We start from the raw sequence: 14,607 nt of genomic DNA on the forward strand, positions 1-14,607 counted from the left end.
GCCCTCCCCCCCGCAGTCTAGCCCTTTTACCTTTAGCCGAGCAGGCTGAGGACAGCCTGAGGCAGCTGGTTGGCCTGGGCTAAGATCGCAGTACCAGCCTGCTGCAGGATCTGATTTTTTGTCAGTTCCGATGTTTCGGCAGCGAAGTCAGTATCACGAATCCGGCTACGAGCAGCCGAGGAGTTCTCAGCGATGTTCTGCAGGTTCGAGATGGTGTTCTCGAAGCGGTTTTGCACCGCACCAAGTTGAGCTCGCTGGCTGTCGATATTAGAAATCGCACCGTTAACAATACCGAGAGCACTCTGAGCGCCGGCAGCGGTACTGATATCAATGGTATTCACTGCATCAAGCTCGCTGAAGCCGTCAGCTCCCAAACCGCCAGTAACACCATTCACGCTGAAAGCATCCGCGGCCTCAAGTTGAACTTGGCCATCGGCACGCGCACCACCACCAGCAACAATTGCTGCAGCAGTACCCACATCGTCTTTGCCATCGAAACTATTCGTCTGCAGACTAGCACCACCAGAACCTGCGTAGTTGCTGATGCCAATCGCATCACCGCGGGAGCTTACTAATTCAATGGTATCGCCCTTAGAAACAGCCGATATGCCAGTCTTACCAGTTTCACGGTTAATTGCATCGGCCAAGGAAGACAGGTCGGTGAGGTCATTCACCACTGCAGAGACGGTAGCAGAGTCAGTAGTAAGTGACTTACTGGTTAGACCAGAAAGATCGAAAGATACAGTACCCGACGCAGTGATACCGCTAAGCGTTGCAACTGTGCGTGCGTTTGCTGTCACACCAGTTTCATCACTCTTTGCATTAACTGCGCGCGCTACTTCACTTGCTGAACCGCTGGCTGCGCCAGAGATCGCAACATTACCGTCAGACAACTTGGAGTTGATATTAAATGAGGCACTGCCGTAGGAACTGCCCGAGGTAGCACTGAATGCTGCACCGGAAGCTGTAGCCACAGCGCCAGCGCTGTCGGTGGTGAAACGGTTTACGCCAATACGGTCGGTAGCAGCAGAACCGATGGATACGCTGATGGTTTCATAAGCGTTTGCTCCAACTTGGAATGCCTGCGAACCAAAAGAACCATCAAGAATCTTGCGGCCACCAAAGCTGGTAGTTTCAGAAATACGGTTGAGTTCTTGTTGCAACTGCGACACTTCGCCTTGGAGGGCTGCACGCTCAGTCGCGCCGTTGGAGCCGTTAGCAGACTGCAGGGACAAGTCACGAATACGTTGCAAAATACCGGTCGACTGCTGCAATGCACCTTCAGCGGTTTGCGCCAAAGAAATACCGTCGTTGGAGTTACGAGTCGCAACGTTCAAACCGTTGATCTGACTGGTCAGACGGTTAGATATCTGCAAGCCGGCAGCGTCATCCTTGGCACTGTTGATACGAAACCCTGTGGACAGACGCTGCAATGAGGTGTCCAAGCCTTTAGATGAGCTGTTGAGGTTACGCTGAGTGTTGAGTGACGCTACGTTTGTGTTGACTGTAAGGGCCATGGTGTTTGCCTCCAAAGGACCGTGATACTAAGTTTGTCTGAGCTTGCGAGCTTCGGGCCTGCTTTGCTCAGACGCCCCATAAAGTTCGCATTCGATCTTTATATCGGCGGTCTTATGAGCAGCTTTAGCAGCTCGTGCTGTTTTTTTTTCCACAACCAGGACAGACACTTAAGCGACCAAACCATGAAAAACCGAGTAATTGACGATATCTCGACAGCAAATATCGCTGTTCTTCATGCACAAATACACTTTCTACCGTTGCCCTAAACCATCGCTAGCACTGTGTCGGCATCAATCAGGCAACCATGAGACGCGCCATGCTTCGAGATTTGCACCTTCAAGCATCCACCCCTCCTGTATTTGCCGGCGTAGCTCGTCACCCACCATGGCAGTCGCATCCAGATCGCTGATGTGCATACGGATTGCATCGACCCAGTCCTTAAACCTGTTCTTCACCCGGGTTACCGGCAGTGCGCCCTGATAACAGATGAGATCACTACACACGACCGGGAAGCCGCAGGCACCGTACTCAAGCAGGCGCAAATTACTTTTGCACTCATTGAATAAGTTTTGCTCAACTGGAGCCAACGCAAGATCAAGATCCAGGCTCGCCAATGCTGCCGGGTAAAGATCAATGCTGACCCCAGGATGCACCTCATGGACATAAGGGCGGATTTTATCCGGACACATGCCCATAAAAACCCATTCAACTTCGCCGGCCAATTCCTTCACCACATCAGCAATCAGTTCAAGATCGCCGGTATGGCTGACACCACCGGCCCAGCCTACGCGAGGCTTTCTCCCTCGCCGGCGCTTAGCCGACAAGTCGCTCCACCAATCCACTGGCAAGCGGTTCTCGATCACCCGAATGTCGCCATGCAAACCGGCAAAGGCCTCGGCCAACGGCGCCGTAGATACCGTGAACCGGTCAACAAAGCTCAGCCCCTTGCGCAAGGACTTGAGTATGTCCTTGGGCATTTGGGCACGATGCACACTCTTTAGGGGCAAGTTGGGCAGGTAATCATCTAATTCATAGATGGTGAAAGCGCGCGAAAATCTCTTGATCCGCCGCATGGCGTCCAAGCGCTCATCACCGATCTGACGCTGAAGCACGATAATATCCGGATCAAGGCGCTCCAAATCTGGTACCTGCAACAGGCCGATGGACATCATGCCGTCAGCCATACCGGCATCCTTTAGCGCAGAAAACGGTTTAATCACACGATAGTTACCGCAGCCAAAGGGGTCAGCCGGATGAGCCAGCACTACTGGCAGCGGTCGCCAGCTCAGTGGTCGCCAGGTCAGGCCAGAATCGTTCTCCAAATCAAAACCACGACCACTCAATGCCAGATTGCGGTTATAGGCAGGGTCACGCGCGATGTCTGGAAGGTGACGCTCGTAGAGTGCGTCTTGCTCGCCAACGTCAGGCTCTCGATATACATGTTCATGCATCAGCACCGCATGGGCAGCCCATACGGTCAGGTAGCCTGCAGCACGAACGCGCAGGCAGAAATCGACATCGCGGTATGCGCTCAGCGTGACATCCAGGCCGCCAAGCTGACGAAAGATATCAGTGCGTACCATCAGGCAGGCATCACTTACGGCGCTGTAGTTCTGATCGACCTGCAGGCGTTGCAGATAGCCCGCGCTGTCCATTGCCTCACCGGCGAAAGCCCGGCCAGCAGGGCCACGCAGCCCAAGTAGCAAACCGGCTTGATCAATACGGCCATCACCGCTCAGCAGTTTGCCGCCAACAACACCGACTTCAGGGCGCTGCGCATGATTAAGCAACTCGTCCAGCCAGACCTCACTCACCGCCACCGACTCACCAGACAGTAGCAGCAGGTATTCACCTTTAGCGGCCATAGCCGCCTGATTCTGGGCCAACACGATATCGCCCGCAGAAACGACTTTGAGCCGAGCATCAGCCAGACTGGCAATCCCCTGCAACCACGCCTGAGTATCGGCATCCAATCCATCATGGGCACCGAGCAGTATCTCGTAATGTCCGTAACGAGTCTTCTCGAGCAAACTATCCAGACAGCGCTGCAGGCAGGCCAAAGGGGCATCAACCGCGATGATGATCGATACCAGCGGCGTACTCGAATGACCATAATCGATGCGGTAACGGGCAGTTAGCCCTGGAATAACCCGCGCCTGATAACCGCGCTGGGCAAGATGGCGCTCAATTACTCGCCTCTCATCCGGGTTATCCCGCAGTGCAGGCGCGTCAATGATTAGCAGTGGCTCATCAACATGACCCAACCCGAGCAAACCCTCTGCTTCAATTAAGCGGGTGAGAAGATCAAACTCCAGAGCATCGGCGAACTGCGCATCAAAGCCGCCAGCAGCCAGAAAGACATCACGGCGGAACAGCCAGTGGCGCGCCATAACCAGCGGGAAGCTGAGTAGCAAATCAAGATTGAAGCCAGGCAGAAAGGCACCACCAAGGCTGCCATCAGGTAAGCGCTGCAACTGATCGCCGTAAATCGCACGACACTTGGGGTTGGCCGTTAGCTCAAGCCCTGCGACCATCAGCCCACTCGGGGTGAACTCATCGCCAGCACGGACCAGCATGAACCAAGTAAAATCGCTGACACTGATAGCTTGGTTTAGTTGCTCGGCAATTGCCCCGCCCGCCAGCTGGATAAAGTGCAACTTATCAGAAGCTGATGTGGCCGGTACAGTGCTGCTGGTTAGAACCACAATCTTCAAAGTGGCATAGAGACAACGCTCACCACTCAGACTCTTCAGGGTTCGCATCAATAACGACGAATCCGTCTCGGTATCGAGCACAATAATGCCGATCAGCGGTCCGCCATCATGCTCTAGCAAGTAGTGGTTGATCAGTTTGTTTTCTGCTTCCGTTGGCAGGCGTTCGGCGAGCCACCGCTGCAGTGCCGGATCTTCCGGGCTCGCCTCAGCCAGGACACCCAAACTCTGCAGCATATCTTCACGACCCTGCTTCAGCGCCTCACTGGCCGACCCGAGATAACGCCTATACAAGGTTTGATAGAGCTCCGGGAAGTTTTTCCGCTCCCGCCCCAGCATATGATCGCTGCCAGCCGCTTGGTCGCGGGTGTGTACCTCACTGGTAACTACTGGCACATGCACAAACGGGTAACGTGTGGCCAGGCGCAGGAGCATGTCCCAGTCTTCGAATGCAGCCAGTCCCGTATCGAACTCTCCGACCTCATCCAGCATGTCACGAGGGTGCGCCCAAGTATTAACCGGGATGTAGTTCTGAACAAACAGGCGGTCGCGGTCAAAGATGTCATGCTCAAACGGCCTACTGCGGCCCTGCTCGATCCGCCGCCCATTCTCCAGGCGCTCACTGACGTACTCCACACCGGTGTACACCACGCTGCGTGGATGCGCCGCAAACGCCTCAGCCAAGACTGCTAAATGGTTCGGCAGGTAAATATCATCGTCATCTAAGTAGACGACGTAGCGGCCTCTTGCCTGTTTCAAGCCAGCATTACGTGCAGCAGACAAGCCGCGATTAGAGCCCTGACGAAGGTAGGTGATCGGAAACTCATAACCGGCCAAGAGCGACTCGACTGGGTCGCCATTATCGTTGACCAGTATCACCTCGAAGTCGCGCAGGCTCTGCTGTTCAACGCTGCCTAAAGCATCCTTGAGTAGGTCTGGACGATTATACGTGGTGAGAATGATCGAGAACTGGCACTCCAACTCTGGACGCTCGGCACTTTCCAAAAGCGTGTTACGGATCGCCTCGATGCGGGCCTGCAAGGGCACTCGCACCTCAGGTGTATACGCCTCGATACGCTGCCTATAAAGCTGCCAGATCGGTTGCGCAGCGGCGATCATGCGATCGCGAGTTGCCGCATCAGCAAGGCTTATTTCAAGTATCTCGGTATGCTCGCGCAGAGGCCGATCACTGCCATAGAAGCTTTTTGAAATCTGCCCTTCGTGAACCCGATAGCCCACAGTGGGTTGACGTAAGAAAACGAAATCTGGAGCAACGCGGCCCAGACGAACCCACAACTCCCAGTCACCAGCCAGCATGTCGTGACGATGAATACCGCCTTCAGAGAGGGCCACTAAATGCAAAGCGCTGCGCCGTAACATAACGGCCGAGGGCGTGATGTAGTTGTCGAAACTGAGCAGGTCAATGACCTCGTCACGCCCCCCGCAATACGACTGAGGCCGGTGCCCAGGGTGCTCAGCATACTGAGTGCGCGTGCCCTGCTCATCGATCCAGTAACACTGCGTATAGCCCAATGCAGCCTGCGGATTAGCATCAAGCGCTTCAACTAGAGAGCTCAAATGTCCTGGATAAAGAATATCGTCTGAGCCCAAAACAACGATATAACGCCCACTACCGGCGGCCACACACTTGTTGTAATTGCCGGTCATGCCGAGGTTCTGCGCGTTGACCTCGTAATGCAGGCGTGGCTCGTCAGCGTAGCCCTGCAAAACCGCCAGACTGTTATCTTTCGAACAGTCGTCATAGACCAGCACTTCGACTCGAACACCCTCTTGAGACAGGATCGAATCAATAGTCTGACCAATAAACGCGGCGTTATTATAGGACATAACGGCCACAGTGACATCGACCTGGGTTGCTGACGCAGCAAGCCCTGGTGATAGCGAAGCCAGCACGGCAGGTTTACGCCGATTAGCCAACTCGCCATGCAGCGCCTCAGCGCTCAATGGCTGCTCGGGAAGCGCTTGCGAGAGTTCTTCCCGGCGTACGGCATCTTGGGCCAGCCAGTGCCGCAGCTCACTCACCGGAAACTCGACACTCCAGTGAAATACGACCGTATGGGTACCAGGCAAACCCTGTACTGGGTGGTAAACCAGGCGCACGCCTACTGCAGCTGCCAGGGTGTGGAAGAACCAATACCACATCTGCGGATTGTCCTGAATCAGCATGACCAGGGTTGCCCCTTGGGGCATCCACAGCAGATTAGCGGCAGCGGCTCCCGACCCCAGGACGCCTAGGTTGCAGGACGCCATACTCCGAACCTGCGTAGCAAAGTCGCTGATTTCCGGCTGGAAAGCCTGAAAATCATCGGCTTGCAACTGACGAATCACCTCCTGCTGATTGACGATAGTGCGACCATTACCACCCGGCGGGCGAATTAGATAAGCCTTGATCTGGCCGTCAATTGCTTCATAGCGAGACTTCACATAACAGGCCATCCAGGCGATTGCCGTCGGATAAACATGATACTCATCGCCTCGGTAAACGTAGCCGGCACGCGGCTCCCAGATGTCGGCGGTATCGGAGAAGTAATGAAGAACCGATACGTCGCAAGCGCGCCCAAACTCAACACAGACAGTTTTCTCCCGCGGCCAGAAGATCGCGAGGGACTCCATGATCGAGCTCGGCAAACCGGCCTCTACCAACAGAACAGTGTCATCCGGCAACACCGCCTGATTGATCCAGTAAAAACGCCCAAGTTTTTCGCTCAACCAGTGGGCATAGTTGCCGTTTTCCCAACCAAAAAAAGCGATCGCATTAGCCACGCGTAAGGGCTCACTCTTGCCACAGTAAAACTGGCATTCGCCACTGTCGTTGATGCGCAGCCCGTGCTTCTCATACCAAGCGTTATTAATTCGGCCGAGGTTGTCATAAACACCGTCGCAGATGTACTCACCATGAGCGATATCGCCAATGCCCGCCATACCGGCTACCAGGCGCACATCGTGAAAACGCCCACGGTATTGCGCCAACGTAATCTGCGTTGCCTTACGGACGCTTTGCTCCAACGAGAAGTTCACCATTTCCAGTGAAGGAGGTGACCATGAGTTAGCCGTGGCCAGCTCCATCAGCTCGATGCAGCCCGCAGCGCTGCGAACAGGTACCACCTTGGCGCTGACGACTGTATCTCGCAGATGACTCCACTGGGGCATACAGAAAACTCCGATTGAACCAATTGAATAGAAAGAAATAACGTCAAAGGTAAAGACGCAGCGTGCTTAGTTAGCCGAGGGGTTTGCCAGAGGCAGCCTGACTGAACTGATCATAATCACGGTAATAGTCGTCTTCGCTGAAGTGTTCAGACGCCAGCACCATGCACACAGACCCGCTGGAGAAATTGTCGATTTCCCGCCAGATCATTGGCGGGATATAAAGACCGTAATAGGAGCGATTGAGGTGGTACTTGAATTTGGTACGACCATCGTCGAGTAAAATATCGAAGCTACCTGACATGGCGATCAGCAACTGGTGCAAGCCCTTGTGCGCATGCCCACCTCGATGGGAGCCACCTGGCACATCGTAGAGGTAGTAAACACGCTTAATATCAAAGGGAATGTGGTTACCACCCTCGATAAACGTGAGGTTGCCGCGACGATCCTCAATGATCGGCAGGTCGATGATCTTGCAGTGCTGAAGAGACATATAAGCGCTCCAAATACGCTGGTAGAACCCACTCCGCATACTCTCGACCATCTATAGAGCGGTAGGGATTGAGCAGCCGTAGTGTCAAAAAAACATGACCACCACGATTTTTATGTTCTATAGCAAAATTTGAACCACCCATCCATGTCACGCACGGAAAGCATTGCATGCGTCGATGGTTCGATCGATCCAAGTATCCGCAAGCCCTGGATAGAGAGGCAGACTGAGTACTTCGCCAGCCAGCTGGCTGGACAACGGCAAGTTCAGATTGGCGAAGCCTTGGTAAGCCTGCTGTTTATGAATTGGAATGGGATAGTGAATTAGGCTCGGCACACCGCTGCGCTCCAAATGAGCCTGGAGCGCTTCACGCTGTTCGCAGCGAAGCACAAACTGATGCCAGACATGACTGCTCGCAACTGCCGGCGCTTGCGGCAAACGCAGGTGTGGATTACAGATCTCGGCGATGTAGCGTGTGGCTATCCTTCGGCGAGCGCATGCATCACTTTCCATGCGCAGCAGTTTCACTCGTAGAAATGCAGCCTGAAGCTCATCCAACCGCGAGTTGACACCCTGAACCTCGTGCACGTACTTGCGGCTAGAGCCATAGCTGCGCAGCTTACGCACCTGCTCGGCAAGCGCATCGTCGGGCGTGGTCAAAGCTCCGGCATCGCCGAGCGCCCCAATATTTTTTACCGGAAAAAAACTGAAACCCGCCGCGTCGCCAAGCGAGCCGGCTGACCGACCCTGAGCGTCAAGAGCACCATGGGCTTGGGCCGCATCTTCGATAAGCAAAAGATCATAACGATCAGCGAGTGCCCGCAAACTCCCCATATCGGCGAGCTGACCATAGAGGTGCACGGCGATCACGGCTCTGGTTCGCGCACCGATAGCCGCTTCAACAGCGGCAGAATCTATGTTGAACGTTACGCTATCAGGTTCCACCAGCACTGGAGTCAACCCGGCCTCGCTTACAGCCAAGGCAGTGGCGATAAAGCTGTTGTCCGGCAGAATGACTTCGTCGCCCTCAACCAAACGCCCCAACTGGATATAACCGCGCAGGATCAGGGTTAACGCATCAAGGCCGTTACCGACGCCAATAGCGTGTTGTACGCCGCACGCCGCAGCGTACTCTGCCTCAAACGCAGAAACCTCCGCCCCCAGAACATACCAACCAGATCGGAGTACGCGCTGGAAAGCTTCGGTCAATGCGGCTTCATCGCGCAGATTAAGAGCAGCAAGATCAAGAAAAGGAAACATGTTACTCATCCAGATAGCGCACGATACGTGCAGGATTACCTACAACAAGTGCGCGCGGTGGGACGTCACGAGTGACGACAGCGCCAGCACCGACCATCGCGCAGCTACCAATAGTAAGACCCGGCAAAATGACGGCAGCAGCGCCGATCGATACGCCTTGTTCAATCACGGTCTCGGCAAAGCTATCGGGGTAATGCTTGGAGCGCGGTAAGCGATCATTGGTAAATGTGGCATTAGGGCCGATAAACACATCGTCAGCAACACGCAAACCATCCCACAGATAGACTCCACACTTCACCGTCACCCGATCACCCAGAACTACATCGTTCTCGATGAAGCAGTGCGCATTTATATTGCAGTCCCGCCCTATACGCGCCCGCTGCAAAATCACCACGTACTGCCAAACCGAAGTGCCTTCGCCGATCGACTGGCTTTGAACGTCCGCAGATGGATGAATGGATGCCATATATCGCCTCACTTACTGAATGGATGAGGGTAGCAAGCCTGATTTGCAGCGTCACGGAAGAACACCTTAACGGCCAGCGGATTTCCAGTAACATGAGCCAACAGTAATTGCCAGGATTGGACGGCATGGCGAGCGAACTCGATCGTATTGGTTTTTTGATTCATAATCCTGAGATGTTTAATCACTATCACGCTGTTTGGCAACACCTGCCAGCGGGCAGTGTGGAAATCGCGGTCACCGGCAAAACCCAGCAAGATATTGATACGGTCATAGCAGCCAGCGAACGGCGGAATTTACCTTGGCGTGATGCCCGTGAGCGGCTGGCACGCAAGGAACGCTACAACACACTGGTCTCCAGCTTTCCACAACACTATCTGCGCGGCGCCGACTCCCCTTACCTGCCCAAATCTATCGGCCGCTGCAACCTGAGGTTCATGTACGCCAATGGCAAGGCAGGCTGGAACTTTCAACCGTGGAATCAACAGTACGACAGCATCCTGTGTTTTGGCCCATACCAGGCTGAACATCTGGAGTTCTGCCGGAACACGCTAAAAGTCCAGATGGGTTACCCGCGCTTTGACCGCTTCTTCAACCAACCACTCGATCGCATTGCGAGCCTGACCGCACTCAAACTTGATCCGTCGCGCAAGACTGTAGTGTGGCTACCTACCTGGAGCACACTGAGCTCAATTGATCTGTTCGCAGTCGCTATCGCCCGGCTGCAAACGCACTACAACGTGATCGTCAAGCCACACCCCATCACCCTAACCGACGAGCCTGCACGCATGCGCGAGCTCGAGCGGTTCAACTGTGTGATTCGTGAGCACATCGATAACGTCGAGTTGTTCCAGCTGGCCGACTTCCTGCTCTGTGACTACGGTGGCTCAGCTTTCGGCGGTATCTATACCGACCGTAATGTACTGCTCCTAGACCTGCCTAACGCCGAGAGCGATCCGTTAATGGGTGAAGACTCCTCCGACATCTGGTTACGCAAGTACATGCCACACCTCACTGCTCAGCAGGCCGGAAGGCTAGAGGAGATGCTCGATGACGAAGCCTTATGGGCGGCCCAGCGCAGCGTGCGCGCCAGCCTCAGTCAGTACTACTTCGCCCCATTTTATGGTTACGCCGGCCAGGTTGCTGCCCTGGCTATTGCCAACGCTGCACGCTCACTAGCAGGAAGAGCCTAATGGTCATCTGGCTGATCGGCCTATCGGGCTCCGGTAAAACCACCCTAGGCAAAGAAATAGTCAGTCAGTGGAAAACCAGCGCGCCCAACACTGTCTTGGTTGACGGTGACGAGGTGCGGCGAATATTTCGCCAAGACACCCAAGCAGCCGATTACAGCATGGCCGGGCGGCGACTCAATGCCGAGCGTATTTTCGAGCTTTGCGCCTGGCTCGACGCCCAGAATATCAATGTGGTGTGCAGCATATTGTCGATCTTCCCCGACCTGCGCGCACGCAACCGGGAACAGTTCCAACGTTATTTTGAGGTGTACCTTAACCCGCCGATGCAGACGCTATTGGAACGCGACACCAAAGGCCTTTATCGCAAGGCCCTGGCCGGCGAAATGAACGATATGGTGGGCGTGGATATTGCCTTTCCAGCGCCAACGGCTGCTGACTTGGAAATTGACACCAGCCAGCCAGGCGATGTCAGCGCACTGGCACGTCATATTATTGAGCAGGCACAAGAATCGGCATGAGCAGCGTCAGCTATCCCTACAGCCAAAGCAACCGCCTGGAAGAGCGCAACACCTATTTCTATAGCGAGTATCACGGCGCAGCATTCTTTCCTGCTTGGCGCGCCAGCCGGCAGGCAGCATTGGCCTGCCTCCCAGAGCCGCAACGCCTCGGTTTATCCCTCCCCTACCTTGCCATAACGAATGGCTTCAACACTGCAGCACTGCTCGCTGGTTTGCTTACGGACGCATCCGACAATCTGCAGAACAGACGCACTGCCGAGCGCCTGCTGCAACGTTTCGAAGTCAGCAAACGTCTCTATCGCAGCTACAACAGCGACTTCAGAGCCGTGCTCGACAGTGGATATGAAGAGCTGGAGCTTTACCTGCAGTTCGCCTCGCTATGCCTGCACTACGCCGCACAGCCAAATTCGCTGCCCTTCCTCAATGGCATGCTGAAGAGCCTGGACAGCTTAATATCCATCAAGGAACGCCTGTGCCCGGAACAAGGCGCGCATTTGGCGTGGCTAATCCACGCCGAACATAAGTGGGTGACAGACGTTGCTGCAGCCGTGGCGGTAGAAATAACTCAATGACATATCTAAACGATGTAGTGCTAATTGCGGCCCACAGCGCACGCAGCCAAGCCTATGTGCAAACGCTAGCCGCGCATGAGCTGATGCCGTCCCATGCCCTCGTGCTTGGCGAGGCACCGCCCAGTGAAGCCGGACCACTCGCCCCGGCAAAGATCGTGTCGGGGGTTCTTCTCCCGGACCTGAGCATTCCCCTGAGCAAAACCCTGGCCGACGCCGGCGTGCCCAGCACTTACCTCGCGACCCGTGACATCAATGCAACAGAGGTTCTTAAGGCCGTACGTGACCTTGCCCCGCGCCTGGTGATTTTTTCCGGCTATGGTGGCCACATCGTAAAGGCCCCACTAATCGAACTGGGTATCCCACTGCTGCACATACACAGCGGCTGGCTTCCAGAGTATCGGGGCAGTACTACGGTCTACTACAGCCTGCTGGAGGAACGCACCTGTGCCGCCAGCGCAATACTCCTCGACACCCACATTGATACGGGCCCAGTACTGGCGCGAAAACACTATCCGGCACCGCCCATGGGTACCGACATAGATCGACGTTATGACACGGCGATTCGCGCCGACCTGCTGCTGCAGGTACTACGTCGCTACCAGGCCAGCGGCAAACTGGACGCGCTCATGCACCAGCAGCGGGAGGACGGCAATACCTATTACGTCATCCATCCGTTACTCAAGCATTTGGCTTTGCTAAGCCTGCCCGAGAACTGATGCAGCAACAAAGACGTCCACGTCGATAGCGGCTCAGGTAAAGGGTTGGCCTTGATAGCTATAGTGCTTGCGAGCCTCATGGAGGTTCATCCGCCGCTGGGCAGCAGGCAACACCTGAGAGCGGCGACGCAACACGACAAACAATTTATCGACATCCTGACTAGGCACGAATGCCTTGGTCATCTTGCTGTCTACCAGCTCAAAGTAGCGCTCCATAATGTCGAACTTATGATCGAGATCGCCATCGTCCCCTGCCGTCCCAGCACCTGGACCGAACACATTGTGGCTTTCGAAAAACAACCAGCCATCTTCATTAGTAAGGTGCCAAAGCTTGGCCACAAAGCTTTCAAACTCGACAGACAGATTACCGTCGATCGTGCAGTGATTGGCGAAGGAAAGCACAACGTCATAGCGTTTGAGAGGCGCCCAACTGCTGAAGTCTGCAACCTCAAAGTGAACGTTGCGCTGATCAAGTGCCTCTGCGGTGATGCGACCAATCTCGACCAGAAAGGGGTTGTACTCCACAGCATCAACTGAGCCCGCATGACGGGCCAGCTCGATAGCCATAAAGCCATTGTTACAACCGATTTCCAAGACACTCATGGCGGGTTTCAGCCACGAGGTGAAGCCATAGGCCTGCAAACGTACTTCAGTCGGTTTGACACCGGCCAGACCGATGCGGGCATAACCTTGATAGGCATAGCCCCCGCAGTAGGGTTTCCCCCAGTGCTTGTTCTGCATGTCCAATAAACTGAATACTCGATCGAGCAGTTCGGTGCGTTGCGGTGCCACCAGCTGCGTCACCACCAGATCACGCCACGTGTAGTAACGCGCCAAGAACCCGAACGATGAATCACCGACAGGATTAGCACTACTCAGATAGCTCAGCAGCTGATGCATCAGAGTACCTGGCTGATCCGCATCCCCCTGCTCTAATACCCATTGCGCGCTGCTGATTTCTATCTGAGCCATAGTGGCGGGCACCCATAGCTGCTCACGCAGACCTTTGACAAGCTGCTGCATGTTTGGATGCTGGGCACAGACATCTGGCCAGAGCGCCTCCAAATAAACGGGACTCAGCAATACCCTCATGCATAACTGCTCCCATAAAGCGTCCACCTCTTGAGCACTTATCGCCTGTAAATACTCGCGGGCCTTTTGCTCCAGCGTGTCAGCGGGACGAGGAAAGCGGCTCAGAATCGTAAGAACTGTTTGCCGGGGGAAACACAAAGGCATGGTGAGCGCTCCAAAGCTTAATGAGTCAGGTCAGCCACAGAAAATAGCCGGTGATAGAGCGCCAAATCATCTGCCGCATCCACTTCGCCCCATACTCCTTGAACGGGCGACACCGCAATTTGCCAATCGGCCTGCAAGCCAAGACGTAACAGCGTGGTCATATCCAACCGATCCACCTCTGCTTCACTGTAACCGGCCAACAGCTCGCGCACTTGCGCCCAGCCCGTTGGGGTGAACTTCAGCAGGCCCATATACTGCCCTTCGATCTCGGCTACATTGCTGCAGCGCTCACCGATGGTAGCCAAATAGCCGGCGCTATCCAGACGAAAGCTTTCGGCGTCAGCAAGAGGATCGTCAAAGCGTTGAGACCACAGCGCGTGCCAGTGTGGGTCGTAAGCTATCGCCAGATCTTGCTTAGCAGCCGCTAACCCAGAAACGGTTGCCGCACTGTAAAAAATGTCGCTGTAACTGACGATGCAATCTTCCGCAGCCAGCCAGCTATCGGCGGCCAATAATGTGCGCACCATATTGCTCTGCTGCCAGCGCGGGTTTTCAAAATAAGTTAACGGCTCAGCGAAGCATTCAGCGCGGTAACCACGCACCACAGCCAGTTGCTCGATACCTGCCCCGTGCAACGCCGTTAGCTGCCAATCCAGCAAGCGTCGACCATGCAGACGAGCAAAGCACTTGGGTTCGAGGGTAGTCAATTCGCCCATACGGCTGCCGCGGCCTGCCGCGAGAATGATGGCATGTGTCATTAAC

General features: G+C 55.0%; 11 protein-coding genes. 4 read left to right on the forward strand and 7 right to left on the reverse strand.

Annotated features, from left to right (window positions below):
- Positions 1 to 32 precede the first annotated feature (32 nt).
- The 5 genes from WF513_RS11530 to WF513_RS11550 form a co-directional block, all read right to left on the reverse strand.
- Positions 33 to 1,517 carry a flagellin gene (locus tag WF513_RS11530; protein ID WP_339079518.1) on the reverse strand — a complete coding sequence of 495 codons (1,485 nt, stop codon included), beginning with the start codon at positions 1,515 to 1,517 and terminating at the stop codon, positions 33 to 35.
- Positions 1,518 to 1,808: 291 nt separating this feature from the next.
- On the reverse strand, positions 1,809 to 7,400 hold the full coding sequence (locus tag WF513_RS11535; protein WP_339079519.1) for a glycosyltransferase: 5,592 nt from the start codon (positions 7,398 to 7,400) through the stop codon (positions 1,809 to 1,811).
- Between the two features lie 70 nt (positions 7,401 to 7,470).
- Positions 7,471 to 7,890 (reverse strand): FdtA/QdtA family cupin domain-containing protein, encoded by a 420-nt coding sequence (locus tag WF513_RS11540; protein WP_339079520.1) that lies wholly within the window; start codon positions 7,888 to 7,890, stop codon positions 7,471 to 7,473.
- A gap of 147 nt (positions 7,891 to 8,037) precedes the next feature.
- Positions 8,038 to 9,147: a DegT/DnrJ/EryC1/StrS family aminotransferase gene (locus WF513_RS11545; RefSeq protein WP_339079522.1), complete on the reverse strand. Its 1,110-nt coding sequence runs from the start codon at positions 9,145 to 9,147 to the stop codon at positions 8,038 to 8,040.
- Position 9,148: 1 nt separating this feature from the next.
- A complete protein-coding gene (locus WF513_RS11550) occupies positions 9,149 to 9,613 on the reverse strand; it encodes an acyltransferase (RefSeq protein WP_339079523.1) in 465 nt (154 codons plus the stop codon).
- A 125-nt stretch (positions 9,614 to 9,738) separates the two neighbouring features.
- Between WF513_RS11550 and WF513_RS11555 the strand changes: the two genes are divergently transcribed.
- Genes WF513_RS11555 through WF513_RS11570 form a run of 4 tightly spaced genes read left to right on the forward strand, consistent with a single transcriptional unit; the run spans position 9,739 to position 12,609 of the window.
- Positions 9,739 to 10,803, forward strand: a complete 1,065-nt coding sequence (locus tag WF513_RS11555) for a CDP-glycerol glycerophosphotransferase family protein (protein ID WP_339079524.1) — start codon at positions 9,739 to 9,741, stop codon at positions 10,801 to 10,803.
- On the forward strand, positions 10,803 to 11,321 hold the full coding sequence (locus tag WF513_RS11560; protein ID WP_136662577.1) for an adenylyl-sulfate kinase: 519 nt from the start codon (positions 10,803 to 10,805) through the stop codon (positions 11,319 to 11,321). The genes WF513_RS11555 and WF513_RS11560 overlap by 1 nt, the downstream gene beginning before the upstream one ends.
- Complete coding sequence (locus tag WF513_RS11565; RefSeq protein ID WP_339079525.1) at positions 11,318 to 11,893, forward strand: hypothetical protein; 576 nt, start codon at positions 11,318 to 11,320, stop codon at positions 11,891 to 11,893. Before WF513_RS11560 ends, WF513_RS11565 begins: the two co-directional genes overlap by 4 nt.
- The gene (locus WF513_RS11570) at positions 11,890 to 12,609 is read left to right on the forward strand and encodes a formyltransferase family protein (RefSeq protein WP_339079526.1); all 720 of its coding nucleotides are present in this window, start codon (positions 11,890 to 11,892) and stop codon (positions 12,607 to 12,609) included. The genes WF513_RS11565 and WF513_RS11570 overlap by 4 nt, the downstream gene beginning before the upstream one ends.
- Before the next feature lie 33 nt (positions 12,610 to 12,642).
- On the opposite strand, the gene WF513_RS11575 is transcribed toward WF513_RS11570, so the two are convergent.
- Positions 12,643 to 13,845: a methyltransferase domain-containing protein gene (locus WF513_RS11575; RefSeq protein ID WP_339079527.1), complete on the reverse strand. Its 1,203-nt coding sequence runs from the start codon at positions 13,843 to 13,845 to the stop codon at positions 12,643 to 12,645.
- A 17-nt stretch (positions 13,846 to 13,862) separates the two neighbouring features.
- Complete coding sequence (locus tag WF513_RS11580; RefSeq protein ID WP_339079528.1) at positions 13,863 to 14,603, reverse strand: phosphocholine cytidylyltransferase family protein; 741 nt, start codon at positions 14,601 to 14,603, stop codon at positions 13,863 to 13,865.
- Between the last annotated feature and the right edge of the window lie 4 nt (positions 14,604 to 14,607).

The sequence above is a fragment of the Pseudomonas sp. TMP9 genome, assembly GCF_037943105.1.
Lineage (GTDB): Bacteria > Pseudomonadota > Gammaproteobacteria > Pseudomonadales > Pseudomonadaceae > Aquipseudomonas.